The sequence below is a fragment of the Vallitalea okinawensis genome, from assembly GCF_002964605.1.
GTDB lineage: Bacteria > Bacillota > Clostridia > Lachnospirales > PQDH01 > Vallitalea_A > Vallitalea_A okinawensis.
The window spans coordinates 55011-81907 of record NZ_PQDH01000004.1; the positions used below are offsets into that span (position 1 = coordinate 55011).

24 protein-coding genes are annotated in these 26897 nt (G+C 34.1%); 16 read left to right on the forward strand and 8 right to left on the reverse strand.

Annotation, left to right across the window (positions count from 1 at the left end; genetic code table 11):
* Nucleotide 1 precedes the first annotated feature (1 nt).
* Nucleotides 2-397 (forward strand): ribosomal maturation YjgA family protein, encoded by a 396-nt coding sequence (locus C1Y58_RS13235; RefSeq protein ID WP_157950089.1) that lies wholly within the window; start codon nt 2-4, stop codon nt 395-397.
* A 28-nt stretch (nt 398-425) separates the two neighbouring features.
* Here the strand turns inward: C1Y58_RS13235 and C1Y58_RS13240 are convergent, their stop codons facing one another.
* Nucleotides 426-1520, reverse strand: a complete 1095-nt coding sequence (locus tag C1Y58_RS13240) for an N-acetylmuramoyl-L-alanine amidase (protein WP_105616541.1) — start codon at nt 1518-1520, stop codon at nt 426-428.
* A gap of 253 nt (nt 1521-1773) precedes the next feature.
* Between C1Y58_RS13240 and C1Y58_RS13245 the strand changes: the two genes are divergently transcribed.
* Both C1Y58_RS13245 and C1Y58_RS13250 read left to right on the forward strand, forming a co-directional pair.
* Nucleotides 1774-2220 (forward strand): MarR family winged helix-turn-helix transcriptional regulator, encoded by a 447-nt coding sequence (locus C1Y58_RS13245; protein WP_105616542.1) that lies wholly within the window; start codon nt 1774-1776, stop codon nt 2218-2220.
* Nucleotides 2221-2232: 12 nt separating this feature from the next.
* Nucleotides 2233-3591, forward strand: a complete 1359-nt coding sequence (locus C1Y58_RS13250; RefSeq protein WP_105616543.1) for an MATE family efflux transporter — start codon at nt 2233-2235, stop codon at nt 3589-3591.
* 233 nt (nt 3592-3824) lie between these two features.
* Here C1Y58_RS13250 and C1Y58_RS13255 read toward each other — a convergent pair whose 3' ends face one another.
* A complete protein-coding gene (locus C1Y58_RS13255) occupies nt 3825-4250 on the reverse strand; it encodes a flavodoxin (RefSeq protein WP_105616544.1) in 426 nt (141 codons plus the stop codon).
* 386 nt (nt 4251-4636) lie between these two features.
* Here C1Y58_RS13255 and C1Y58_RS13260 point away from each other — a divergent pair, with 386 nt between their 5' ends.
* On the forward strand, nt 4637-5227 hold the full coding sequence (locus C1Y58_RS13260) for a DUF3793 family protein (RefSeq protein ID WP_105616545.1): 591 nt from the start codon (nt 4637-4639) through the stop codon (nt 5225-5227).
* A 314-nt stretch (nt 5228-5541) separates the two neighbouring features.
* On the opposite strand, the gene C1Y58_RS13265 is transcribed toward C1Y58_RS13260, so the two are convergent.
* Nucleotides 5542-5997: a MarR family winged helix-turn-helix transcriptional regulator gene (locus C1Y58_RS13265; RefSeq protein ID WP_157950090.1), complete on the reverse strand. Its 456-nt coding sequence runs from the start codon at nt 5995-5997 to the stop codon at nt 5542-5544.
* A gap of 158 nt (nt 5998-6155) precedes the next feature.
* Here C1Y58_RS13265 and C1Y58_RS13270 point away from each other — a divergent pair, with 158 nt between their 5' ends.
* The 11 genes from C1Y58_RS13270 to C1Y58_RS13320 all read left to right on the forward strand — a co-directional run bounded on the left by C1Y58_RS13270 (nt 6156) and on the right by C1Y58_RS13320 (nt 20290).
* A complete protein-coding gene (locus C1Y58_RS13270) occupies nt 6156-7787 on the forward strand; it encodes a glycoside hydrolase family 13 protein (RefSeq protein ID WP_105616547.1) in 1632 nt (543 codons plus the stop codon).
* Between the two features lie 700 nt (nt 7788-8487).
* Nucleotides 8488-9870: a family 4 glycosyl hydrolase gene (locus C1Y58_RS13275; protein WP_105616548.1), complete on the forward strand. Its 1383-nt coding sequence runs from the start codon at nt 8488-8490 to the stop codon at nt 9868-9870.
* Nucleotides 9870-10790 carry a carbohydrate kinase family protein gene (locus tag C1Y58_RS13280; protein ID WP_105616549.1) on the forward strand — a complete coding sequence of 307 codons (921 nt, stop codon included), beginning with the start codon at nt 9870-9872 and terminating at the stop codon, nt 10788-10790. Before C1Y58_RS13275 ends, C1Y58_RS13280 begins: the two co-directional genes overlap by 1 nt.
* A gap of 193 nt (nt 10791-10983) precedes the next feature.
* Complete coding sequence (locus C1Y58_RS13285) at nt 10984-12312, forward strand: ABC transporter substrate-binding protein (RefSeq protein ID WP_105616550.1); 1329 nt, start codon at nt 10984-10986, stop codon at nt 12310-12312.
* 157 nt (nt 12313-12469) lie between these two features.
* A complete protein-coding gene (locus tag C1Y58_RS13290; protein ID WP_105616551.1) occupies nt 12470-13369 on the forward strand; it encodes a carbohydrate ABC transporter permease in 900 nt (299 codons plus the stop codon).
* A gap of 7 nt (nt 13370-13376) precedes the next feature.
* Nucleotides 13377-14204, forward strand: a complete 828-nt coding sequence (locus C1Y58_RS13295) for a carbohydrate ABC transporter permease (protein ID WP_408646596.1) — start codon at nt 13377-13379, stop codon at nt 14202-14204.
* Between the two features lie 15 nt (nt 14205-14219).
* A complete protein-coding gene (locus C1Y58_RS13300) occupies nt 14220-14897 on the forward strand; it encodes a PIG-L family deacetylase (protein ID WP_105616552.1) in 678 nt (225 codons plus the stop codon).
* A 175-nt stretch (nt 14898-15072) separates the two neighbouring features.
* Nucleotides 15073-16263 carry an MFS transporter gene (locus tag C1Y58_RS13305; RefSeq protein WP_105616553.1) on the forward strand — a complete coding sequence of 397 codons (1191 nt, stop codon included), beginning with the start codon at nt 15073-15075 and terminating at the stop codon, nt 16261-16263.
* A 42-nt stretch (nt 16264-16305) separates the two neighbouring features.
* Nucleotides 16306-17340, forward strand: a complete 1035-nt coding sequence (locus C1Y58_RS13310; protein ID WP_207655751.1) for a LacI family DNA-binding transcriptional regulator — start codon at nt 16306-16308, stop codon at nt 17338-17340.
* A gap of 116 nt (nt 17341-17456) precedes the next feature.
* Nucleotides 17457-18611, forward strand: a complete 1155-nt coding sequence (locus C1Y58_RS13315) for a M20 metallopeptidase family protein (protein ID WP_157950092.1) — start codon at nt 17457-17459, stop codon at nt 18609-18611.
* A 272-nt stretch (nt 18612-18883) separates the two neighbouring features.
* Nucleotides 18884-20290, forward strand: coding sequence for a stalk domain-containing protein (locus C1Y58_RS13320; protein ID WP_105616555.1), 1407 nt, complete (start codon nt 18884-18886; stop codon nt 20288-20290).
* Nucleotides 20291-20318: 28 nt separating this feature from the next.
* Here the strand turns inward: C1Y58_RS13320 and C1Y58_RS13325 are convergent, their stop codons facing one another.
* From C1Y58_RS13325 to C1Y58_RS13345, 5 genes are all read right to left on the reverse strand, one after another.
* On the reverse strand, nt 20319-21611 hold the full coding sequence (locus C1Y58_RS13325; protein WP_105616556.1) for a TRAP transporter large permease: 1293 nt from the start codon (nt 21609-21611) through the stop codon (nt 20319-20321).
* A 12-nt stretch (nt 21612-21623) separates the two neighbouring features.
* Complete coding sequence (locus C1Y58_RS13330) at nt 21624-22088, reverse strand: TRAP transporter small permease (RefSeq protein ID WP_105616557.1); 465 nt, start codon at nt 22086-22088, stop codon at nt 21624-21626.
* 123 nt (nt 22089-22211) lie between these two features.
* The gene (locus C1Y58_RS13335; RefSeq protein WP_105616558.1) at nt 22212-23285 is read right to left on the reverse strand and encodes a TRAP transporter substrate-binding protein; all 1074 of its coding nucleotides are present in this window, start codon (nt 23283-23285) and stop codon (nt 22212-22214) included.
* Nucleotides 23286-23457: 172 nt separating this feature from the next.
* Nucleotides 23458-24954 (reverse strand): response regulator transcription factor, encoded by a 1497-nt coding sequence (locus C1Y58_RS13340; RefSeq protein ID WP_105616559.1) that lies wholly within the window; start codon nt 24952-24954, stop codon nt 23458-23460.
* A gap of 1 nt (nt 24955) precedes the next feature.
* Nucleotides 24956-26353, reverse strand: a complete 1398-nt coding sequence (locus C1Y58_RS13345; RefSeq protein WP_170311593.1) for a sensor histidine kinase — start codon at nt 26351-26353, stop codon at nt 24956-24958.
* A 129-nt stretch (nt 26354-26482) separates the two neighbouring features.
* On the opposite strand from C1Y58_RS13345, the gene C1Y58_RS13350 reads away from it, so the two are divergent.
* Entirely contained in the window at nt 26483-26782 is a 300-nt protein-coding gene (locus tag C1Y58_RS13350) for a cupin domain-containing protein (protein WP_105616561.1), read from the forward strand.
* The last annotated feature ends 115 nt before the right edge of the window (nt 26783-26897 follow it).

The following is a 26897-nucleotide window of genomic DNA, read 5'->3' on the forward strand; positions in this document are numbered from 1 at the left end:
AATGAGAAGGAATCGACTTATTTATTTCATGCTAACCTTGATCGTCATGACTATGGGGTTGGCAATACGAGTGTCCGGGTTACCACTCCCAGGTTTTATAACTACTTACGGCGGTGATACTCTTTGGGCATTAATGATATTTTTAGGTTTGGGTATAGTATTTAATAGGATGCCAACATTGTGGAGCACCATCATGGCGTTATTATTCTGTTATAGTATTGAAGTGAGTCAACTTTATCAGGGCGATATGATTAATTCCATTAGACAAACGACTTTAGGGGGATTAATTCTTGGTTTTGGTTTCCTATGGAGTGATATTATCTGCTATACCATAGGTGTCGGGATAGGTTTTCTAGGCGAGAGTTTACTTTATGCAAGAGTTAAACATATGGAATAGCAAAAATAGCATCTACTTTCTGTAGGTGCTATTTCAATGTTTCTAAAATCTCTAATATGCCATTATATATACCTAATGATGAATGGATTTTATATTCAGGGGCTTGGATCAGTTGTCCGTCAATTGGACTCGACATATATGCAACTTCAATCAGTAAAGCAGGCATATCTGTATGTGATAAAACATATTTCGATTCATTACGTAAACCTCTGTCTTTTGTACCAGCATAGGCGGTAACATTCTTCTGCATAATGTTAGCCAGGGTAACGAGGGTTTCATTTTCTGGATCGTAATAATAAGTTTCCGTACCATTGACTATTGGAGCAAAGGAATTATGATGAATGCTAATAAAAAGGTCAGCTTCCATTTCATTAGCAAGATTACAACGTTCTTTTAATGTGGGATATGTATCATCTGTACGTGTCATGTACACTTTTATTTCATCATGTTGGGACAAAAGTTCATTGACTATTAGTGCAAGGTTTAAATTAGCAACTTTTTCATCCATACCTGCATAATTCTCGCCATCATTGGGTTTACCAGGGTCGTTGCCACCATGACCCGGGTCAATAACAATAATATATTCATAATTCTTATTGCCATCAATCTCTTCTTCATCAGTTAATGGAAGTTGAACATCTATAACATCCTCAGTGGTTTGCTCACTCATAATATCTTCAGAAAGAGTTGGATGAAGTGGAACTTCAAACATAGGTTCATCGGATAAATCTCTTATCTGTAATGCATCCAACATGAAATTTATAGGCGTCATGATATGAGTTTTATCATCAATAACTTCTAACTGAGTAGGAGCATCCATAGCGGTATAAGTACCGTTTACATAGGCAAAAGATTCATCAATGGATAATAGTATAAACGTATTCTTGCAAAGGATATAAACTTCTTGACTTGTAGAATCAAAAGTGATATCACCTTCAAGAAGATCAATTAATTCATCAGTCGATATAAAAGTCTCACCATCCCTTAAAGAAGTTGTTAATACTTGATCTCTAACTAAATTATGAATGGTTGTTTCTAAGATCGAGTTTTTATCTTGAGCATTTGATAGAGTCGTAAAAAAAGTAAACAAGATAAAAACAATAATAATTTTTCTATATTGCATGAGTAGGTCTCCCCTAACTTATAGGATTCTCAAATAAATGCTAAAATTTAAAATTAATCTACTATATTCTACCACAAATACAATTACTAGTCGATTATAACCTCAATAATTCTGTACATATAATTCATAGTCATCTTGTAAACTATCTTTAATATAATATTTTAAGTTCTCATGAATTGTCATTGACTTATTTGCAGAAGTAGGTTAGAATTCTAACAGTAAGATTTCTTATCAAGGAAGGACGTTTAGCATTATGGAAGAGGCTTTGTTTAATGATCTATTTCTAAATATGGTACAGTTGATGCCACTATTTCGTAAAAAACTTGGACCTGCTTACGATCGAGTAGATCGAGTTGATAAAATATTAAAAAAGAATCAAATAGGAACAGTAATGATGGTTGGACATAACGGACAAATGACATCAACGATGTTAGGAAAATGCCTAGATATGAAAAAAGGGAGTTTAACCACACTCATTGATTCTCTTGAAGAAAAAGGATTCGTTTATCGAGAAAGAGATAAAAAAGATAGAAGAAAAACATGGATTAGATTAACGGAACAAGGACAAAACTATCGCCAAGAAAAATATAGGTTATTAAAACAGGAATATGCTGAAATTCTGAGTAATTTATCAGATAAAGAAGTACAAGAACTTCATGAATCTATTGTAAAAGTTGTTAACATTGTCGATAAATTGTAAGGAGGAGATAACATGGATAGATCGCGATTATTAGGCGAAGAAAAAATAGGGAAGCTCTTACTTAAGTTTTCTATACCAGCTATCATTGGTATGATTGTAAATGCTCTCTATAATATTATAGATAGGATATTTATAGGCCAAGGGGTTGGCTCTGATGGTATTACAGGAATAACTGTTGGATTTCCTATTATGTTGATTATTATGGCCTTTGGGATGCTTGTAGGTATAGGAGCTACAGCTCTTATATCCATACGTTTAGGAGAAAATAAAAAAGAAGAGGCTGAGAAGATACTTGGCAATTCAATCGTCTTACTGGTACTTATAGCTATTATTATTACTACTTTTGGATTAATCTTTTTAGACCCTCTCTTAACTCTTTTCGGTGCAAGTGAAGAGGCTCTACCACTTGCGCGAGATTATCTGCGTATTATTTTGATAGGATCAATTTTTCAGTGTATAGGCTTTGGAATGAACGGTTTTATACGAGGTGAAGGTAATCCGATGATTGCTATGTTAACAATGGTTATCGGTGCAGTGGCTAATATTATTCTTGATCCAATCTTTATCTTTGTATTGGATATGGGAATAGCTGGTGCGGCTCTTGCGACTATCACAGCTCAAGCTATATCATCAATATGGGTTCTTTATTACTTCTTTGGTGGTAAGAGTTTATTAAATATCCATAAAAAGAATTTTAGACTTGATTGGTCAGTTGTATTAAGAATTTTTGCCATTGGTTCAGCACCTTTCTCTATGCAATTAGCTGCAAGTGGAGTAACAGCAATTTTTAACATACAACTGGGTAACTTTGGTGGTGATACAGCTATAGCTGCTTTTGGGATTATTAATAGTATAGCTATGCTCATCCTCATGCCAATATTCGGTATCAACCAAGGTAGTCAGCCCATTATTGGTTATAACTATGGAGCAAAGCAATATGATCGGGTTAAAAAAACATTGCTATTAGCTATTTTAGCAGCCACTGGAATTGTTTTGATAGGATTTGTAATCGTAGAACTCTTTTCTACTGGATTAATAAGTATGTTTAATAGTAAAGATGCAGAATTAATTAGAATAGGAAGCCAAGGGATGAGAATATTCTTGATCATGTTACCAATCATAGGATTCCAAATAGTAAGTTCAAATTATTTCCAAGCAGTTGGTAAGGCGGCTCGGGCTATGTTCCTAAGTTTATCTAGACAAGTACTTTTCCTAATACCAGCAATACTCATATTACCTAGATTCTTTGAACTTCAAGGTTTATGGATGGCTGGTCCACTTGCTGATTTACTATCCTCAGTACTCACTGGAGCATTTCTTATATATGAGCTTAGACATTTAGATAGTAAGCATCAAGAAGTGTTAAGCTAAGTTACTAACAAAAAAGGAGGATGGCTTCGGCCATCCTTTGTTTAAGGAAAGTTCATTTTCACTTTAAGAGAAATGAATAAGCAAGGAACTGTACTTTCCTGCACTTGAAAAGGTGACTTTAGTCACTTTTCATATTAAGAGATCATATGTCAAGACTTATCCAAGAGATAATGCCACCTTATCCAAGGTTAAGTCATGTAAACAGGGTTAAGTAATTCATTCATTTTACGTACTTACTTTACTAAAGAAGCTCCTAAATCTTGAAGTTCTTTAATATCGTCATCACCAGGCTCATTGTTAACGATATGCCCATCATTAATTAATAGTGAGCCATAACCTTTCATTCTGTCAGCCCACTCACGCATCCACTGACCATCTCCCCAGTCGTAAGAGCCGAATAAAAGTGTAGGTTTCTTAATATCATTGCCTTCTAAAGATTCAATAAATGGTTCAAAAGACATTTCTTCTAATACTTCATCGCCCATTGAAGGACAACCAAAGGCTAAGACACTTGCTGATGTAACATCTTCAATAGTAGCACTATCTACGTCTAATAGTTTTACAGATGAACCAGCTTCTTTAGCACCATCTGCAATTGCGTTTGCCATAGCTTCAGTATTACCGGTTCCACTCCAGTAAATGATTGCTAGATCTTTCATGGAAAACCTCCTTATTAAAATAAGATTAATAATAATTGCAGTGCAAGAGAGTATTCCCTATACTTACACCTGCACAATGTAAAAGTGTGTTAGTCACTTTTTTTTGGTATAGGAAAGTTCGTGTTTTGCTCGCAAGGTACCGTACATTCCTATTCCGGTTTTAACATGGTGGTAGCCATTTTTGTACTAACATGGTTGTAATAGGGTTAATTTAACTTCTTAGAGTATGATAATGATAATCGTTATCAACAATTAAACTATATCATAATCCGATATTAAAGTCAATCTTGATTTTAAAAAGATTTTCCAGTATAATATTGATATAAATTATCAATTTAAAATGAATATCATTTATATATACGTGAGCAGTAATAAGGAGGGTGCTTATGGAACATAAAAGGCTTATGCAAGAATGCTTTTTATCTATTGAACAATTAGAAAAAAGGGACTACCTAAAAGCATACCTAATCTACTATACAGCCCCAACAATTGTGGGAGTTAAGCCATCAACTATTATAACAATTAATAATCAAAAGGGTGTCAAAGCATTATGGGATAGTTATGGTCGGAAAGTTATTGATGAATTAGGACTATATGTACATACAATTAAAGAAGATGAGAGAAAAGTAACAATCTTGCTATACCATTCAATTAGTCTTGAAGCTACCTTAAGACAGCCTAAGCATAGAGCTTTCTTAAAAAGATTCGGTTATAATAATGCTGCGCTACATCAATCATTAGAACGTCTTAAAGACCGTTTTGAACATTTATGTCCTCATGAAATGGGTATCTTTTTAGGATTTCCCTTAGATGAAGTCATTGCCTATATGGAGTGCCCCAATCAAGAGTGTCTATTGTGTGGATATTGGAAGGTTTATAAGGATCAAGAATATGCTGAAAAGACTTTTAAATTATTCGATCAGCTACGATACAACATGCTACAGTCCTTTGTTCAAGATAAGACGATAGCCGCATAGTGGAAGTCAAGATAATTAACTTTAACTTTGCATGAAAGGAACTTTATGAAAGTTATTATAAAATTTTATTATTATATGCAAAAAAAAGGGGATAGTCCATATAGACTATCCTTGATTCCTTTGAGGCATTAGTATCTTTATGACTAAGTTTGTACATAACCTTACTTTTGGGAAGGTAGGTTATGTGAGGGGGGATAATACAGGGTTAATAATGAAAACGATAATCATTATTTAATAACAACTATAGTATATCATAAGGTTTTCTATCATGTCAATAGATTTTGAAAATTACAATCAATATTTATAGATAATTATTATTCTATACCTTCGATATATGTTATCAATATATCACATAATTGCTCCATTGTCTGGCGGGTTAGGAGTAAATGGTCTGGTGAGATTTGTGCAAGAGCAAGATCTAAAAAAGCTCCCCGTGTTTTCATAAAATGTTCATTGATCTTTTTCCCTTTATCCGTTAAATAAATTCCTTTACGTTTACTATCCAAGTCAACTTTATAAATGTAACCTCTTTTTTCTAATTCAGATACATACTTAATAGTATTCTGCTTATCCATATTATAAATCTTGGAAATTTCACTTTGAGTTTTACCTTCATAACGATATATCTTGCCAAGAGTGCTTTGTAAAGAATTAGGGATATCACTATTTTCATCAATTAATCTTGAGAGTTTCGCCATCTCAGAAAGGATTAATCCTGCCTTATCTGTAATATCATAGATCAGTTTGTGATTTTCATATTGATCAGCCAAATGCATCACCTCATATGTGTAATTTACACCGTTGAAAGTTATTTATTCTATGTACTATACTATTCTTAGAGAATATCTTCCTAAATTATATCAGATATTAGATGTATCGAAAAGAAGCTATTAAGAAGCGTATAATAAAATTACATTGAGGTGAAAAAATGGAGAAAAAATGGTGGCATAGTTCAGTTGTGTATCAAATTTATCCTAGAAGTTTTAATGATACCAATGGTGATGGTATAGGTGATTTAAAAGGTATTATAGAGAAGTTAGATTACTTAAGAGAATTAGGTATTAATGTCATTTGGTTAAGTCCTGTGTACAAATCTCCTATGGATGATAACGGCTATGATATCTCTGATTATCAAGATATTGCCCATGAGTTTGGTACTTTGGATGACATGGAAGAATTGATAAAGGCTGCCCAACAGCGTGGTATTAAGATAATTATGGACTTAGTGGTCAATCATACATCGGATGAGCATCCTTGGTTTAAAGAAGCGTTAAAATCTAAGGAAAATCCTTATCGTGATTATTATATCTGGAGAAAACCTGCTGAGGATGGTGGTGTACCAAATGATTTAGATTCTGTCTTTGGAGGTTCTGCTTGGGAATACGATGAAGCATCAGGTGAGTATTTCTTACATTTATTCTCGAAAAGACAACCGGACCTTAATTGGGAGAATCCTAAGGTTCAAGAAGAAGTTCATAACATGATGAATTGGTGGTTAGATAAGGGAATTGGCGGTTTCAGAATGGATGTAATCGACCTTATCGGTAAAGAAATAGATAAAGGTATCACAGGGAATGGACCTCGACTTCATCAACTCCTTCAAGAAATGAACAAAGCAACATTCGGTAAGAGAGATGTTTTAACAGTAGGTGAAACATGGGGAGCAACGCCAGAGATTGCTAAAATGTATTCAGATCCAAAGAGAAATGAAGTCAGCATGGTATTTCAATTTGAACACATCACATTGGACTGGGATGAAGAACATGGCAAATGGCGTCCAAAGGAATTAGATTTAGTCAAATTAAAAGAAATTTTATCTAAATGGCAAGTGGAATTAAAAGATCAAGGATGGAACTCTTTGTTCTGGAATAATCATGATTTACCAAGAGTTGTTTCTAAAAGAGGGAATGAGCAAAAGTATCGTGTTGAGTCGGCTAAGATGTTAGCCACATTACTTCATTTCATGAAGGGAACACCTTATATTTATCAAGGAGAAGAGCTTGGGATGACTAATGTTCAATTCAATTCTCTGGATGATTATGATGATATTGAAACTATTAATTTCTATAAGGAAAAAACAGAAGAAGGCTTTAGCCATGAGGAAATGATGAAAGCTATATGGGAAAATGGTCGAGATAATGCTCGTACACCAGTGCAATGGGATGCATCAGATAACGCTGGTTTTACCACAGGAGAGCCTTGGATAAAAGTTAATCCCAATTATACAACCATTAATGCTGAAAATGCTCTAAGTGATCAAGATTCAATCTTCTATTATTATAAAAAACTCATTGAATTGCGTAAGAATATGGATGTTATTGTTTATGGTGAGTTTGAGTTGATCCTAAAAGAAGATCTAAATATCTTTGCTTATACGAGAACATTAGGTGAAGAAAAGATATTAGTCATCAATAATGTAACAGACCAAGAAGTTACTTTTGAAAGTCCAGAAGCTTATGAAGTTACTGAAACATTAATTAGCAATTATAGGGATGCAAAAGCGCAACCAAACTCAATGGTATTGCGTCCTTATGAAGCTGTTGCTTACAAAATAAAATAATATGACTACTATATAAAAGTACAATATAAAATGATTAGATGAAATTAATAGAGTGAGGTAGGATTTTAAAATCCTATCTCTAATTTTATAGTGTAAGAAAGTACTGCGTTTTGCTCGCAAGGTACCATACTTTCTTGCACATACTTGAAACGTGACGTTAGTCACTTTTCTTGTGGAATAGGAAAGTCCGAGTTTTGCTCGCAAGGTACCGTACTTTTCTATTTCAGTTTTACCGTGGCGTTAGCCACTTTTGTACTGGAATAGGAAAGTTCGAGTTTTGCTCGAGTAAATGGGTCAGTCATACTCCAGTGTATAGTAGTTGGTAAGATGATAGAGGGAATGTGATAAAAGTGCACAAAATTATTCTGTTATTTGTCTAATAGTTATATGAAATTTCTAAGTTAATGGAATTGTTGTTGACTAATTTTAAAAATGCATGTATAATAAGTTCATAGATAATTGAAAACGCTTTCAAGCTCTATATTTTTTTAAATTGCTTGAAAACGCTTTCATATTGTTCAACTTTTCTTAAAAACGTTTTCAATCCTTCCAAATTCTTGACTCAAACTTCAGGTAGAGTGAAAGCTCTATCTGAAGACCTAATGTTTTACTCAATAATGAGTTATATGAAAGCGTTTTTAGTATAGATATAGGTTTATTTTAGTTCTAATAGAGGTATTAGAAAGCGAGGAGGAAGCTTATGAAACTAACAGTGCTTGGTGGTGGAGGCGTTAGATCACCATTTTTAGCTAAATCCATTGTCAGTAATGCAGACATGGTAGGAATAAATGAAATTGTATTTATGGATAACGATAAAGAAAAACTCTTTATATATGGTAAGATAGCCATGAATTTGGCTAAAAGAATTAATCCAGATATTAAGTTTTCTATAACAAGTGATGCTAAAGAAGCTTTAACAGATGCAGATTTTGTCATTACAACTCTAAGGGTTGGTGGCGATGAAGGTCGAGTAAGTGATGAGCGTATAGCATTAAATAATGGTTTATTAGGTCAAGAAACAACTGGTGCAGGTGGTTTTGCAATGGCCCTAAGATCTGTTCCTGCTCTTATTGATTATTGTCATTTAATTAGAGAAGTTGCGAAACCAGAGGCATTAGTTTTTAACTTTACAAATCCTTCAGGAATTGTTACGCAAGCATTAAGAAGTCAAGGATTTGATAACGTATATGGAATATGCGATGCTCCAAGTGAATTCATCAAACAATTACGTGAAATATTGGATGTAGAACCTGAAGATTTTGATATCACTTGCTTTGGTTTGAATCATTTATCTTGGTTTAAAGACGCTAAAGTAAAAGGAAAAGACGTGATGGGTGAGATTCTTAATCATCCTAAACTTTATACAGATACAGAAATGAGACTTTTTCAACCAGAGTTGACAAGAATGTCAGGAGATTTGTTATTAAATGAGTATTTATATTTCTATTATTATAGAGAGCAAGCCATCGATTCTATCAACAAATCCGGTAAAACTCGTGGTGAGACTATCTTAGAAATCAATAATCAAATGACTAAAGCTTTAAAAGAGATCAATATTGATGAAGATTTTGAAGAAGCATTTAAAATCTTTATGACCCATTATTTAATACGTGAAAACAGTTATTTCTCTATTGAATCAGGTCAATTAAGACCTAAACAATTGAATGTACCTTCTGTTCAAGAAGTTATTGAGACGCCAGATGAAGGTGGTTATGCAGGTGTAGCACTTAACTTTGTCAGAGCTTACTCAACTGGAGAAAGAACCCTTATGGTATTATCTATACCTAATGAAGGTGCTATAGAAGGTCTAGCAGACGATGATGTGGTTGAAATTTCATGTGTTATTGATAAGAAAAAAGTGACACCTATAGCTGTTGGTGAAATTAAGGATATGCAAATGAACCTCATTAAGACCATCAAATATTATGAAAGAAAAACTATCGAAGCCATTTTAAACAAAGATAGGGATATGGCAATTAAGGCATTAACAGTTCATCCGCTAATTAACTCTTATTCTTTAGCGACTGAGCTAGTGGATGGATATTTAGAACAATACAAGGATTACGTTGGAGAGTGGAATTAATGGCACATATTTCAGTATTTGGACAGATGAACGTTGATATAATATTTGATGAGTTCGGTCGTTTACCCGACTTAGGTGAAGAGGTTTTTGCTAAGAATTTCGATGTTCAGTTAGGTGGCGGACCTATGGTATATCCAATTGTTCTTAACCGATTAGGTATACCTGGACGTCTAGGGACTTTTTTAGGAGATGATTTAGCAAGTCGAATTGCTAAAGAACTTCTAGGACAAATGGATTTTAAAGACTATGTAAATTTTTATGAAGGAAAAGAAGGGCATCCTGTTGTTGTTACCAGTGTCCTATCATTTCCTACAGATCGTAGCTTTATTTGCTTTAATGAAGGGGTAAGGGAGAATTCACTTGATGATCAGAAAGTTTATGACTTTCTTACAGGATCAAAAGTTGTCTTTGCACCTCATGGGTTTGACGAAGTGATGATACGACTAAAAAATGAGGGGACAAAGATTATTTTTGATACAGGGTGGGAAGATGATCTGCATATCAGTATGTTTAAAGAAACACTAAAATATGTAGAGGTATTTACTCCTAATGATAAAGAGGCGCTGAAAATGACTGAAACCAACAACCTACAAGATGCGATTAAAGTTCTCGCTGAGTATGTGAAGCATCCTGTTATAAGTGTGGGTGGAGAAGGTTGTTTAACCTATTATAACAATCAAGTTGTACATGTTCCCATGCCTGTTAAGTTTAATGCCATAGATACAACAGGTGCTGGTGATAACTTTTTAGCTGGTATCATTTATGGTTTATATAATGATTGGGATATTATTAAGTCTATGCAAATGGGGAATATTCTAGGTGGCTATTCTACGACTGCATTAGGTTGTTATAAGGCTGGTATTACGTTAGAGGTTGCTATGGATTATATGAAAAAATATAAGTCTATCATGGCATCATAATAGCAAAACGTATTAAAGGAACTATTTATTGGTGTATATGTTCTGGGTATATTGTGATACACTGAACGTATATCCTAAGTCTATAGGGGTTTATCGATAGTACAACGTAAATAGTATCCTTTATATAAATGTTCTCTAGGGAACAGTGTTATGGAGAATATTTTCTTCAATATTAAAAAAGGTGGAGGTAGTAATGATGAAAAAAATTCTTTCTTTAACAATGGTAATCATTCTTGCAATGGCATTATTTGCTGGGTGTGCTAAGGATGAGGAAAAACCTTCAACTGCAGGAGATAACACAAATAGCTCAAGCAGTAGCTCAGAAAAAAAAGAGAAGAAGGAAGTAGAAGAAATTACACTTGGTATTTGGGATGAAAACCAAAAGGATGCGCTTCAAGAAATCGTAGATGCATTTAATGCTGAGAATGAAAGCATTCATGCAACAATTGAATTAACACCATGGTCAAGCTATTGGACAAAATTAGACGCTGCAGCAGGTGCAGGAGAAGCACCAGACGTATTCTGGATGAATGTATACTTACCTAAATATGTTGACGGTGGCGTGTTACTTCCTATGGATGAGTACATTGCAAGAGATAATGTCAACACTGGCGACTATGTTGATGCAATTGTTAACACTTATAACTATGAAGGACAGCAATGGGCGATGCCTAAAGGTGTAGATTCAGTAGCTGTGGCTTACAATAAAGCAATCTTTGATCAATATGGCGTTGAATATCCACAAGATGGATGGACTTGGGATGATATGGTTGCTATAGCTGAAGAATTAAAAGCAGCAATTGCAACAGCTAATGGTAGTGAGTACCCAATTTTAATGGAACTTGATGCTCAACCATCTCACTTCAACTTCGCACATCAAACAGGTGGCTATATCATTAGTGAAGATTTTTCACAATCAGGTTATAACCAACCAGAAACTGTAGAAGCTTATCAAAATGTTGTAGATTTATTAGATCAAGAATTATTAGCTCCTTATGTTGTTCTTTCTGAAACAAAAGGTACAGATTTATTCTTATCAGGTAAAGGTGCTATTGTTTTCTTAGGTTCATGGAAAGCTACTGTTTTAGAAGAATCTACAATGGGACAAGAAGGCAATGTTGGACTTATTACAATGCCTAAACAAAGTCAATCTAATGCATCTGTATTGGGCGGTTTAGGTTATTCAATCTATGGTAATACAGATCACCCTGATGCAGCTTGGGAACTTGTAAAGTTCATAACAGGTCCAGTGGGTAACAAAATTCAAGGTGAAGCAGGTATTGATATTCCAGCACATAAAGAATCACAACAATATTATTTAAATAACTTCCAAAACATCGAAACGGGCATTTTCTTTGATGCAGCTGAAACTGCGGTACCATTCCCAGCAGGTCCAACATTAACTAAGTGGTTAGGACCAGTTAACGATTACGCAGCTCAAATATTTGCAGGTGAAATCACAGCAGAAGAGGGTTGTGCAAAGATTTACGAAGAAATGCAAAAGATTATTGACGAGGAATAATAAAACCAAAGAAAAACTGAGTTTATAAAGAGTTAAGTTGAAAAAGGAATCATAAGTTTTCTGAAGCATAGAATACTTATGATTCCATATTATCAAGAATATAAAACTTAAGAAGAAGCACTTAAGTTTAATAATACAGGGAGAAGGAGGGGTGAAAATGGCACGTAAAAAATTATCGCCAATACGTAAGAATGAGATTAAATGGGCTTATATATTTATCGCCCCATTAATGATTGGCTTATTCGTTTTTTATTACTTTGCCTTTTTTCAAAACTTCTATTATAGCTTTACAAAACTTGGGTCATTTGGGGCACCTGAATTTATAGGGTTAGATAATTATATTCGTTTATTTCAAGACGAAAAATTCTATCAAGCATTAAAGAACACATTAACTTACGTTGTTATCGGCGTACCATCCATTGTTATCCTATCAACTGGAGCAGCTATTTTAATTAATTCACAGATTAAAGGACGTACTTTTTTTAGAACAGCATTATTCCTCCCAGCAGTAACCATGCCTGCGGCAATTGGGTTATTGTGGAGATGGCTTTATAATTACGAATTTGGTATCATCAATTTTATACTTGGAAAAATAGGTTTAGACTCCATAGCTTGGTTATCCGATCCTGATATAGTTATCTATGCTATTACGATTGTTCTCGTATGGACCATGATTAGTACACAGATGATTATTATATTGGCTGGGCTACAAGGCATTTCAAAAGTTTACTATGAGGCAGCGCAAATTGATGGTGCAAATAAGTTCCAAACACTTTTTAGGGTAACCATTCCCTTATTAACACCAACACTCTTCTTTGTGACTGTAATGTCCATAATCAATGTATTCCAAATCTTTGACTTTATTTTCTTAATGATTCAACCTACGGCATTAAGTATGAAATATGCCATGTCATTGGTTTACTATTTCTATGATCGTGCATTTATAACATTTGAAAAAGGCTATGCATCAGCTGTTTCGATGATGTTATTTGTCATTATATTAGTGATTACATTGATTCAAATGAAATTACAGAAAAAATGGGTTCATTATAGTTAGAAAGAAGGTGGAGACTTTGAATAAAAAAGGTAATACATGGATTTATATTATATTAATTTTAGCTGTAATTGCGACAGTAGGACCTTTTATATGGATGTTCTTAACGTCCATTAAAACTTATGAAGAGGCTATTATGATTCCACCAATTATCTTCCCAGATACACTAAGGTGGGAGAATTATCAAATTGTATTAGAAAAATTCCCATTTGGGCGACTATACATTAATACTTTCACAGTAGTTATAGCTGTAATCGTAGGTCAATTATTTATAAGCTCAATGGCAGCATTTGCATTTGCAAGATTAGATTTCCCAGGAAAGAATGTTATTTTTGTTGGTATTCTAGCATTATTAATGATACCTGGACAGATCTTTTTGATTCCACATTATAATATTATGGTTGGGCTTGGTCTGACCAATACATTATTTGCATTAATGTTACCAAGTTTGTTCAGTGTTTTTGGTGTATTTTTGTTGAGACAGTTTTTTATGTCGATACCAAAAGATTTGGATGAAGCAGCGAAAATAGATGGTTGTAGTTACTTCTCTATCTTTGCTAAAATTATCTTACCATTAGCTAAACCAAGCCTTGTTTCATTGTCTATCTTAACAGCTTTAGCAACTTGGAAATCGTTAATGTGGCCAATTATCGTTAATAGATCAATTGATAAAATGACATTGTCAGCAGGTCTTGCTTTCTTAATCGGAGAGCATACCACTTATTACGAGCAAGTTATGGCTGGTGGTGTTATAGCGGTATTACCAATGATTATTATCTTTATTATCTTCCAAAATCAAATTGTTGAAGGAATTGCATCTCAAGGGATTAAAGGCTAGAAGAGGAGTGGAATTATGATCGATTTTTTAGTTGTTGGTGCTCATCCAGACGATGAGTCAGTGGTGACAGGCTTACTTTTAAAAGCTAAAAAGGAAGGGAAAAAAACAGGTTTGATCTGCTTTACTAAAGGGGAAGCAGGAGGCTTTGCAACAAAGGAAGATCGAGTTAGAGAGTTGAAAAATGCTGCAGAACTATTAGAATTAGATTATTTTAAGCATTTAGATCATCCAGATGCTGGGGTTGAATATGGGATTGAAGCAGTAGAGGAACTTGTTCCATTGTTGAGAGAAGCAAGTCCTCAAGTTGTATTGACAATTCATCCAGACGATTATCATCCCGATCACGTAGCAGTATCAAAGACAGTTGATCGAGCAGTGTTTGTAGCGGGGCTCAAGAAACATTCATCAGATGATAAAACATGGCATCCTAAGCAAGTACTCTACTTTTCACTGGATCCTCGTACCAATTCACAAAGACCTGATATGATTATCGATATTTCAGATGTTTATGAGAAAAAGTTAGAAGTAGTTGGTTGTCACCAATCCCAAGGAATTGCGCAATTTGTTGAGTTAAGTGCAAAACAAATGGGGATGTTAGGCGGCTTTGAATATGGTGAAGGCCTCTACATTCGTCAACCTTTTAGGTTAAGCGATATTAATGCATTATTAAGCCAGAATAAGATTGGTCGTTAATGGGATTATCAAGCAATATGTGTTAAGATTAATGCAGAAGCTTAATATAAGAAAAATGATTTGTATTGATAAAAGAAAGTTGATGCAAAGTCAATAATTAAGTACAATATATAGACGATAAGAATTAGTGGCTAACAAATTGGTATTGGTTGGTTGACATCAGGAGGAGTATACCATGACATATAAAGGAAGTATTAAAAGAATTCTGTTTTATCAATTTATATCCATGATGATCTTTAATTTAGCTCATCCTGTGACACCAGCCCTTATAAAAGAGTTAAGTTATCCTGATTATGCTTTTGGCATTCTATTTGCAACCATGTCTTTATTATCTTTTGTTACGGCTCCTTTATGGGGACAATTAGCTGATAAAATCGGGCATAAAAAAGTGTTATTTATAGGCCCTTTCGGTAGTGCCTTAGGTCAATTAGGATTTGGTTTATCAACTCATTTAGGATTAACTATTTTTTTTAGAGCTTTTACAGGCGCGTTTTCTATGGCTACAGTATCTGTAAGTTTAGTATACCTAGCTGCTGTTTCCTCAGAAGAAGATAAAAAGAAGAATTTAGCTTATTCAGCAGCTCTTACAGGTATTGGATCCATGTTAGGTTATTTATTGGGAGGGCTAATTGGTGAACAAAAGTATCAGTATACCTTCTTTGCTCAAGTTGGTTTATTACTATTATTGCCTATACTTGTTTTGTTCTGTATACAACAATTAAAAGATAATGAGCATACAAGTGCAGCTGCAGTATCCTTCAGAATTATTATAGACAAAGTTTCGCTATATATTGTGCAACCCATGGGGAAAGTTTTTATATATACCTTTTTATTAACCTTTGGCTATACACTTTATACCAATACCATACCTTATTATTTAGTGACAATCTGGAATATGCCATCATCTTTTGTTGGGTATTTCATGACATTTTCAGGATTTCTCAATTTAATAGCCAACATGGTTTTATTACCTATGTTTTTAAAGAAATTCAGTCCTACGAAGATTCTATTTGTAGAGTCACTGATACTAAGTTTATCTCTGTTTTGTTTTGTTGGGTTTAAAGACATTCGGATTATTATACCAACACTAACCATATACTTAACTTTCTTAGCTATGTATAAACCATTAAATCAGATGATTATATCAGTAAGTACCCGTAATGATCAAGGTGTTATTTTTGGAATCATGAATTCTTTTAATGCTTTAGGGATGATACTAGGCGGGTTGCTTTCAGGCTTTGCTTTTGAGCTAAGCTATAATCTGCCTTTTATATTAGCTGCTATCATCTTTGGTATAACAGGATGTCTTGTTTTTCTGTTTAAAAAAAGGGAGAAAATCCCTAAAAAATCCTGTCAACTTAGGTGAATTGACAATAAAAGAACCCCATGGTATGATTGAGTTTAAATGATGTTGTTGAAAGAGGAGGTGGCAGGGATAGCTGTTAAAATACAAGATGTTGCGAAGAAAGCAGGCGTATCCATATCAACTGTGTCACGAGTCCTTAACGGTTATAAACATGTTAGTGATGAGCTGAAGGATAAAGTAACAAAAGCCGTTGAAGAGTTAGAATATCGACCTAATCAAGTAGCTAGAAGTTTAGCTTCTCAAAGAACCAATCTTATTGGTATTATTGTTCCTGACTTAACCAATCATTACTATTCAAGAATGATCAGTAGCATTGAAGAATATGCAAGTGAGCGGAATTACAATATTGTCGTCTGTAACATTAAAGAGAATCTTGATAAAGAGGTTCGCTATTTGAATGTACTGAAAGAAATGTGGGCTGATGGCATTATCCTCATGCATGAAAAGGTTGATGAACGTACTAAGGAAATGCTTAAGGCTTATAAAATTCCAGTTGTATTAGCTAGTGTTAAAATTGATGGACTCAAGGTACCATCAGTTAATATTGATGACTATCATGCAGCCTATGATGCAACTAATTATTTAATCCAAAAAGGGCATGAACGTATAGGAATCATAGCTGGTGATATGCAAGATATTACAGCTGGGCAACAAAGATATAGAGGTTTTATTGATGCATTGAAGGGTCATGGTATTAAGCAAAATCCATTATACATGCGAGAAGGAAAGTTTAAAATTGAGGACGGTTACCAAGCCATGGATGATATATTAGATAATAGTCAGGTAAAACCAACGGCGATTTTTGCTGTTAGTGATTCCATGGCTATTGGAGCTATGAATTGCGCTATAGACAGAGGATATCAGGTTCCTGATGATATATCAATTATAGGTTTTGATAACATTGATTTAGCTGCTGCGGTACGTCCAAGACTCACAACAGTGAATCAACCAGCAGAAGAAATCGGGAGACAATCCATGAAAACCCTTATTGCATTAATCAATGGGAAAAATACAAAAAAAGATATTATACTTGATCACTCCATTGTAGAAGGTAGTACCTGCAAGGAAGTGAAGTAAGGACTATAGAGAGCCAAGCAGCTAAGGTAAAATATTCTACCATGCTGCTTTTACTTTATACATAATAATTTTCAAGCTACATGGAAGGAAAGGATCCATTGTTAGGAGGGAAAAGCGTGGATATTCGCCGCGAGATGGAAAAGCAAAGAAATTATTTGATTAAGCATCGCCGATATTTTCATCGATATCCAGAATTAAGTCATGAAGAATATAAGACACAGTCTTATATAGAAGAAGAACTCAATGGATTAGGTATTCAATATAAGAAGGTAGCAGATACAGGTATCATTGCAACTTTAGGTGAGGGAAAGAGTGAAGATGCCATTGCTTTAAGAGCTGATATGGATGCATTGCCTATTACAGAAGTTAATGAGGTCAGTTATGCGTCTTGTCATAAGGGGATTATGCATGCCTGTGGACATGATTGTCATCTTGCCATGCTTTTAGGGGCAGCAAAAGTATTAAAAGAACATGAAGAGTCCCTTAAAGGTGAAGTGAAATTAGTATTTCAGCCAGCAGAAGAAAAAATGGCTGGTGCCAAGGAACTCATCAAAGATGAAGCTTATCATAATGTGTCGTGTATTCATGGGATTCATGTGTGGAGTGAACTGAATAAAGGTGAGATAGCTATTAAAGAAGGTCCTTTGATGGCGGCTGTGGATGCTTTCAAGATTACTATTAAAGGGTTAAGTGCTCATGGAGCAATGCCACAAAAAGGCGTAGATGCCATCCTAATAGCATCCCATATCGTGACGAATTTGCAATCTATTATTAGTCGTGAACTCAGTCCTCTTGATCCAGCAGTCATCACAGTAGGTAAAATAAATGGAGGAACAGGCATTAATATTATAGCAGAGGAAGTCATTATAGAAGGGACGATACGTTATTTTAATCCTAATCTAAAGCATAAACTTAAAGAGTTAATGGATAGAAAGATAAAACATATTGCTGAGGGATATGGTGGTATAGGGCAACTTAATTATATAGAGGGATTACCTCCAGTTATCAATGATAAGGATGTAATACAGGTGTTAAAAACGTCAGTTGAAAAAATAGGGTGCAAAAGTATAGCGATTGAACCGGTAACAATTAGTGAAGATTTCTCAATCCTTATGGACAGTCGAAGAGGAGCTATGACCTTTATAGGAATAGCTGATGAGAATAAGAAACCGCTTCTTCATACAAACAATTTTGACGTTGATGAAGATATTTTGATAGATGGTGCTGCGTTGCATGTTCAATTTATTATGGATTATATTTTTGATAAATAAGAAGTCTGAAAGAACTTACTCAAATTGAGTAGGTTTTTTATTTTGATATATTACAAAAATGTTAACTAAATGAAACTCATGTTTAATAATATGGTAATATATTTAATTGAATTATATATTGATGGCATGTATAATTAAGATATAAAGCAGTTTGTAGTGAATAATGTTTACTCTGTTATAGTTAATAACTATGTAATATATTTAATTCCCCCCCATCTCTATATTACGAGGAGTAAACATTATTCACCACAGACTACAGAAAGGGGCAATAGATGATGTATAAGAAAGTAGTATCGTTTTTAGTAGTAAGCGTGATGGCTTTGGGATTAATAGGTGAACCTATTCAATCAGAAGCTAAAGAGCTAAAGTTATATTCAGATGGGAAGAAAGTCTGTTTCAGTGAAGATTTAGGTTTTCCCTTTATCGATAATAACGGAAGAACTCAAATTCCTTTTAGAGCTTTTTCCGAAGCTTTTGGTTCAGAAGTTACATGGGATGGTGATGCTAGAGTAGCTTATGCAGTTAAAGATAACATAACAATTGCTATTCCAGTTGGGAAAAATTATATTTCTAGAAATGGTCACAAAATTGATAGTGATACTGAAAATAGTATTATTAATGATCGTGTTCATGTACCATTACGTATAGTAATGGAATCCTTTAATTGTAATGTTGATTGGGATTCAAACAACTGGGCAATTTATGTTACTCAAGATGGGAGTGAGGTATCAAAACCATCAGAAGACCAGAAAGGAACAGATATAGAATGTGATTGGCAGCCAGCTCCAACAGAAGATAAAGAGCAACCAACTTCAACTGAAGGTGAAGAAGACACTGTACCAACAGAGAATAAAGAAGATGAAAAGGAACCAGTAGCAGTAAGTAAAGAAGCCTTGAGAGGCATTCATATAGGTGATGATGTAACCCAATTGGTGGATAATTTAGGACAACCTCATCGAACAGATGCAAGTGATTATGGTTTTAAGTGGTATATCTATAATAATGACTATAGTCATTATCTGCAAGTAGGGGTTAAGGATAATAAAGTTATTGCACTTTACACAAACGCTTCCTATTGGAAATTAGCTGATGGTGTAGAATATGGTGCATCTGCTCAGACAGTGAAGCAAAACCTTGGAGCTGAATATTATGGTTCACAGCTACAAGCAACGAGTAATAATATTAATTATACATTCTTAGTAGATCAACTAGATGGTAATAAGGTTACATCCGTTCTTATAATGGACTCCAGTGTTACGAGTAGTCACTATTATGGAAATGGTAGCGAAGAATTAAGAATAAGCTATGAAAAAGAGATATTTGATTTAACTAATGTAGAACGTGTTAATAAAGGGTTACAACCCTATACGTGGGAAGATGATGTAACTGTAATAGCTCGTGAACATAGTAAAGATATGAGTGATAATAGCTACTTTAGTCACACGAATTTACAAGGACAAGCACCATGGGATAGAGCAAAACAGGCGGGGATAAACTATTCTTATTATGGTGAAAACATAGCTATGGGGCAAAAAAATGCTATATATGTAATCAATGGGTGGATGAATTCATCAGGACACCGAAAGAGCATACTCAGTTCAGACTACACTGGATTAGGTGTTGGTGTTTGGTTTGCTAATGATGATCAACCCTATTATACACAAAATTTTATCAAGTAAATTCTAAAGGGGCATGACGCCCCTTTTTTTACATAAAGAAGTTTGGAATGGCAAGGGTTATCTGTGGAATAAAAGTAATCAGCATTAAATAGGCGAATAGCAAGAGGTAAAATGGAAGGAGGGATTTTGCAATTTGCTCGATTTTAGCACCGCCAATGGAACAACCGACAAAGAGGGTGGAACCTACTGGAGGAGTAATCAGACCTATACCTAGATTAAGCATCATTACAATACCAAATTGGATAGGGTCCATACCTACAGCCGTTACTACAGGTAGAAGTATAGGTGTTGCTATCATAATAAGAGGTGCCATATCCATAATCATACCTAGTAATAATAATACAACATTAACAATCAATAAGATGACTAGCTTGCTACTAGATATACCAATCAGTGTTTGGGTAATTAAGGTTGGTATCTTCAGGTATGCCATCATCCAACCAAAGGCACTTGAAGTTGCAATGATTGCCATGATAATAGCTAGTGTCTTAATGGAATTTCTTAGAATAACATACATATGTTTGAAAGGTATGTCTTTGTATACGAAAAAAGTAATAATAAAAGCATAAACAGCCGCGATAGCAGCAGACTCAGTGGCAGTAAATATACCTGATAAAACACCACCAACGATGATAATTGCCGTAAATAAACCGAGAAGACTTTCACTAATTATCTTCTTTGCATCACTAAAACTTATTTTTTCACCTTTTGGATAATGACGTTTTACAGCAATGGCATATGAAAGGATCATTAAAGATACACCTAGTAAAATTCCAGGTATCATACCACCTAAAAACAGTTTTCCAACTGAAATTCCTCCTGCTGCCATAGAATAGATGATCATATTGTGGCTTGGTGGAATGATCACACCTTGAGTAGAAGATGTGATAGTAACGTTGATGGAATAATCCTTATCATAACCTTCTTTTTCCATCATCGGAATCATAATAGAGCCTATGGAAGATGTATCAGCTACTGATGAGCCAGATATACCTCCAAAGAACATACTGGCTAATATATTAACCATAGCTAAACCACCTCGCACTCGTCCAATCAAAACATTGGAAAAGTCGATAAGTCGTTTTGATATACCACCTTCGCTCATGATTTCACCAGCTAATATGAAGAAAGGAATTGCCATAAGTGAAAATGAGTTGATTCCTTTTACCATTTGTTGGGCAACAATCAGCAAAGGAATATCCAAATACCAGGTGGTGAAAAGGGTCGATAAACCTAGAGCAAAGGCAATAGGTACCCGCATAATAAGCATTAAAAAGAAACTACCTAGAAGAATAAGCATTGCTATTGTATTGGTATCCATAAGTCACCTCTTTCATTCTTTAGTCCCGTGGATTAATTTATAGATAATAAAGCAGATAATGAGAAGGCCACAGAAAGGGACTAGTGCATATAGTGTAGCTGCTGGCCAACCTGTAGCTGGTAATTTTGAACTCATTGTTTTTTCAACTAATTCATAACCGTAAATGAGTAAGCTAGCTCCAAATAATGCCACTAATAGATCATCTACTATAAAGAGTACCTTCTGAATTTGATGAGGCAAGATAGAAGCGAAAAATTCAATACCAATATGGACACCTTTGATGACGCCTAAAGCGATACCAAGAAAGCCCATCCATACCATTAAGAGTAAAGAGACTTCTTCAGACCAACTAGGTGTATAATTTAAAAAGTAACGACAGAAGACTTGGTAAGAAATAATAATGGTCATTATTGCAAGAAAGAACATTGCGATATTTTCGAATATTGCCTCAATAATATGAACTATTTTTTTTACCATATTGTCCTCCTTTCATAAAAGATGTATAGTTTAATGAAGCCTAGAAAAGTGTCTTGTTGCTTACTTTTCTAGGCGGTATTTTGTCACCAATCGTTGAGTAAGTAAGTTTGAGGTTGTGACTAATTATTTTGTATTAAGAATATCTTCGATAACTTGCGTATAATCACCTGCAAATTCATCATAGAGAGGTTTAACAGCTTCTTGGAATTCAGCCTTACTTGCTGCTTCTAAACGAGTAATTGTACATCCTGCTTCAACTACGGTCTTTTCTGATTCAACCTCGAATTCAGCCCATTTTTCTCTTTCTAATTCGGCAGCCGCTTGACCAGCTTCATGTAAGATAGCTTTATCTTCATCAGATAACTTATCATAAGTAATTTTACTGATCATAACCAGTTCAGGTACACGGGTATGTTCATCAACAACGTAGAATGGTGCAACTTCATAATGACTTGTTGTTAGGTAGCTTGGCCAGTTGTTTTCAGCACCATCGATAACACCAGTTTGTAAAGCACTATAAACTTCCGAGAAGGCCATTGGAGTTGGTGAAGCACCAAGAGCTTCAACTAATCCCATCATTAATGAACTTTTCTGAACACGTATCTTTAAACCTTCTAAATCAGCAACACTTTCAATTTCGCCTTTAGAATTATAAAAACATCTTGAACCTGAGTCATACCAGCCGAGACCAACAAAGCCAGTATCAGCTAAGTCTTCAAGCATCATATCACCAATCTCACCATCTAATACGTTAAACATATGTTCTTTATCACGATATAAGTATGGCAGCATCAAAACATTAAACATATCGTTAAATTCTGTTAATGGTGATATACTGGTACGCGTTAAATCAATAGCACCAAATTGTACTTGTTCAATAACTGTTTTTTCATCACCTAATTGACCACCACCATAGATTTCTACTTTAATACGACCATTAGTTTTCTCTTCTACAAGTCTTTTGAACTCGTAATTACCATCCATAGTTGGATAACCTTCATTGTGAACATCGGCTAATCGAAGAATGATTTCTTCTTTAGGTTCTTCTTTTTTCGCCTTAGGTTCTTCTTTCTTTTCTTCTGTGGCCTTAGGCTGAGAGTCGCCATCAGTAGATTGTGTTTCATTACTTGAACAACCCACAAGTACCAAAGATAAGAACAAACTCAATGCAAGTAATAATGCTACAATTCTTTTCATAACTCTATCCCCTTTTTAGTTAGTTTTCAGAAGCAATGCTCCTATTAGTTGAAGCTAATAATCACTTTAACTAATATTATCTTATCTTATTCACTGTTTTTGTGACTATGGATAAACTTGTTTTTATCTTACATTTCTTGTTATGATTTTAATTCATAAAGACATATTGGGTTTAGGTGATGTATTTAGTTGGTGATGCACCAGTATACTTTTTAAAAGCTCTACTAAAGTAATTAGGGTCCGTATAGCCGATCTCTTGGCAGACTTCCTTGACAGACATTTGACTTTTCATAAGCAATTCTTTGGCAAAATCCATTCTCATCTCGATAAGATGTTGTTTAAAGTTCTTACCTGTAACTTCTTTAAAAAGCTTGCTAAGATAAAAAGAACTAATATTAATGACTTCTGCAACGGTGTTTAATGAAATTGTTTGATCACAAAAATGAGCATTCATGTATTTGATGGCGGACTGCACTATTTTTTCATCACTTGAATTACGATAATCTTTAATCGTGTTAATTAAATGATGAACATATTCACTTAAATATTGCTGCAACTGTAAGATATCTTGTATATTTTTAAGGCCTTGATGCCAGAGTTGAACAAAATCTTCATCTGTTGATGTATTAATATAAAAGGTGATCTTTCTTGATAAATTGTGGATAAGTTGTTCGGAATATAAGATCATTTCCGTCAAAGCTATATTCTTTTTAGCATTCAATATAGCATTTAGCAACTGATAGGTTAGTTCTAAGTTTTCATTAATAATAGAATCATATAACTTTAATTCTAAATGCAGTGAGGGGCTGGGATTGTGGGCTTGTTTGATCATATCAGAGATTTTTTGGTCAGCTTCATTGTAGCAGATATTTAATGGATTTTTTTCATCATATGTTTGACTAATACCCATATAATACTGACTAATGCCATGTTCATCTAAGAGTGATATTATTTCTTTGGTTATGTGGTCTATATATAAATTTTTTTCACTGAATATAAAATAGATCATTTTCATGAGATGACATTCGCCAATAACATCAACATGTCCAAAGGAAAGCTTTTTATAAAGCGGTTGATAGAGATTAACCATCTGATGGTTATCTTCATTTATCTCAATAATTAGGCAAAAATACTCTTTAAAAGCTAAGTCATAGAGTTCGAAGTAATTATTATAATCCCATTCATTCATGGTACCTCTTATAATTTGATGGATGATATTTTTATGCATGAGAGGTCTAAAGTTATTCATTTGCTCCTTTAGTCTTTTCACACGATTTTGATTTTCGTACTTATTTTTGATATCTTTAATAGCTTTACCTACACTAATTTTAAAGGCATCGACAGGTATAGGTTTCAGTAAATAATCATTCACTGGAATCTTTATAGCTTTACGGGCATAATCAAAATAGCTATAAGCTGTTAAGATGATAAATTCAACGTCGGGAAGAAGCAGTCGTATTTGCTCAGCAGCATCTAACCCATCTAATAAAGGCATTTGTATATCCATAAAGATTAAATCGGGTTTTTCTTTCATGGCTATTTGAAGGGCTTCTTGGCCATTCTTAGCTTCATAAATAGCTGTAAAGTCTTTTCCAAAATACTTGTTAATTAAAAAGCGTATGGCATCACGTTCGAGTTTTTCATCTTCAGCTATTAATAACTTTAGCATCTTATACGCCTCCTTCTAAAGGAATTTTAATCGTTACAGTGGTACCTTCACCTTGATGGCTCTGTATGTTAAGAAGATTATCCTGGTTAAAAGTTAATTGGAGACGTTGCCTAACATTATTAAGTCCAATTCCGGTAGTTTGTTTCTTCTCTGTAGATAGTGCTTGCATACCAATGCCGTTATCAGCTATTTGAATGACAAGTTGATCATCTTGATAGATGGTGATAGTAATTTGTCCATTTTCACTTTTAGTTTTCAATCCATGCTCAATGGCATTTTCGACGATAGGCTGCAAAATCATAGGAGGTACAGGAATATCATCGTGTTCTTTCATGTTTACCTGGAATTGAATGGTATCACTAAAACGAGTTTCTTGAATATGAATATAGGCATTCAATACATCTAACTCTTGCGATAGAGGAACTAACTCTTTAGCATGAGAGAGACTATAGCGAAGGATTTTTGATATAGCGTCAATTAATGCCATAATCTCAGGAACATTATTGAATAGTGCGATACGTGATATGATATTTAGTGTATTAAATAAAAAGTGAGGATTTATCTGCATTTGTAGAGCAGATAGTTGAGTTTCCTTTAATATGATCTGAAGTTTGGCCTTATCTTTTACATCATCAATATAGGTAATAATCTCGTGCTTCATGTTATTAAAAGCCTGAGCTAAAGTATGTAATTCCTCGTATCTATTTTCCTCAATATCTTCGATAGTCCAATTCTTTTTAGAAAGTTCTTCGGCTTTATAACAGAGACGTTCTAAAGAACGGTTCATACTTCTGATAAAAAGCACACTGAACCCAATAAGTAAAATGATAAATAATATTAGGGCGATAAAAGTAATGCTTCGATATTTGTTATAAGTAGCTAAAGCCTGTGCATAGGTCTCACTACTATGTTGTAAATATTCTTGAGTTAGGAGTTGGCAGTGATTGTTTATGTAACTAAATTGCGTTTTTATATCTTGAGCAATGCCGTACTCGACGAGATTATTTTCGTGCTGCACCAAAGCATATTGATTGATAAGAAATTTATAATTATCGTACATGTTTTGTATATTTCTAAAATAGATGCGTCCTGTGGAAGTGAATTCAAGGGTTATTCGAATATGATCTAGTTGTCTATTAATATCCAGCAATTGATTGTCTAATGCATCCCACAAATCAGGATCGTTTGTTGAAATAATTCGATTGATGGTATGATTACTGTTTTGTAGATTAACGGTAACTTGACTCAATTGGATGGAATTCTCCATAAGTTCCGTATAATCCTTAGTAATGATATTAACAATAACTGTTGTTAAGACATTAAGAAGAAAAAGAAAAATAGTAATAAATAATATTAATTTATAAATGCTTTTTTTAATAGTTGTTCTAGTTTTCTTCAAAAAGACACCCCCTGTATTAAGTAGTATCATTATATCACAGCTAATCATATACAAGAAACCGTAGTTAATGGTAAAATAACTATTGTATATGACAAACCAATTTAAAGATACAATAAAAGGAGTGAGAAGGTGTTTCAAAAATTTGAGTTTACTCAAACAGAAGATGACCTATTTGAAAATATTCTAAAGACAGAGGATATGCTACTTAACCACGTAGTGATGGAGGTAGGAAAAGCATTTCCAAGACATGCAACAGATGCTGAAGTTTTTATGATCATTAATAAAGGAGAGGTTACAGTTGAATTAGAAGTGGGTTCTGAACAAACTTTTAGTGCTGGCCAAGTTCTAAATATACCAATGGGTACAGAAACAACATTGAGCAATAAAAGTCAAAGCATAACAGAACTCTTTGTCATTAAAAGAATGTAGTATAGAATGGGGATAACTTCAAAAGTTATTCCTTAATTTTTAATTTAACACTTTACAACTTTATCATACTAAAGTATAATAAGAAGCACTTAGAAAATTATTATAAAAAGCTAAA

Coding starts and splice junctions, on each gene's coding strand:
- C1Y58_RS13235 (WP_157950089.1), top strand. CDS start 2: ATGAGAAGGAATCGACTTATTTATTTCATGCTAACCTTGATCGTCATG.
- C1Y58_RS13240 (WP_105616541.1), bottom strand. CDS start 1,520: ATGCAATATAGAAAAATTATTATTGTTTTTATCTTGTTTACTTTTTTT.
- C1Y58_RS13245 (WP_105616542.1), top strand. CDS start 1,774: ATGGAAGAGGCTTTGTTTAATGATCTATTTCTAAATATGGTACAGTTG.
- C1Y58_RS13250 (WP_105616543.1), top strand. CDS start 2,233: ATGGATAGATCGCGATTATTAGGCGAAGAAAAAATAGGGAAGCTCTTA.
- C1Y58_RS13255 (WP_105616544.1), bottom strand. CDS start 4,250: ATGAAAGATCTAGCAATCATTTACTGGAGTGGAACCGGTAATACTGAA.
- C1Y58_RS13260 (WP_105616545.1), top strand. CDS start 4,637: ATGGAACATAAAAGGCTTATGCAAGAATGCTTTTTATCTATTGAACAA.
- C1Y58_RS13270 (WP_105616547.1), top strand. CDS start 6,156: ATGGAGAAAAAATGGTGGCATAGTTCAGTTGTGTATCAAATTTATCCT.
- C1Y58_RS13275 (WP_105616548.1), top strand. CDS start 8,488: ATGAAACTAACAGTGCTTGGTGGTGGAGGCGTTAGATCACCATTTTTA.
- C1Y58_RS13280 (WP_105616549.1), top strand. CDS start 9,870: ATGGCACATATTTCAGTATTTGGACAGATGAACGTTGATATAATATTT.
- C1Y58_RS13285 (WP_105616550.1), top strand. CDS start 10,984: ATGATGAAAAAAATTCTTTCTTTAACAATGGTAATCATTCTTGCAATG.
- C1Y58_RS13290 (WP_105616551.1), top strand. CDS start 12,470: ATGGCACGTAAAAAATTATCGCCAATACGTAAGAATGAGATTAAATGG.
- C1Y58_RS13300 (WP_105616552.1), top strand. CDS start 14,220: ATGATCGATTTTTTAGTTGTTGGTGCTCATCCAGACGATGAGTCAGTG.
- C1Y58_RS13305 (WP_105616553.1), top strand. CDS start 15,073: ATGACATATAAAGGAAGTATTAAAAGAATTCTGTTTTATCAATTTATA.
- C1Y58_RS13310 (WP_207655751.1), top strand. CDS start 16,306: ATGTTGTTGAAAGAGGAGGTGGCAGGGATAGCTGTTAAAATACAAGAT.
- C1Y58_RS13320 (WP_105616555.1), top strand. CDS start 18,884: ATGATGTATAAGAAAGTAGTATCGTTTTTAGTAGTAAGCGTGATGGCT.
- C1Y58_RS13325 (WP_105616556.1), bottom strand. CDS start 21,611: ATGGATACCAATACAATAGCAATGCTTATTCTTCTAGGTAGTTTCTTT.
- C1Y58_RS13330 (WP_105616557.1), bottom strand. CDS start 22,088: ATGGTAAAAAAAATAGTTCATATTATTGAGGCAATATTCGAAAATATC.
- C1Y58_RS13335 (WP_105616558.1), bottom strand. CDS start 23,285: ATGAAAAGAATTGTAGCATTATTACTTGCATTGAGTTTGTTCTTATCT.
- C1Y58_RS13340 (WP_105616559.1), bottom strand. CDS start 24,954: ATGCTAAAGTTATTAATAGCTGAAGATGAAAAACTCGAACGTGATGCC.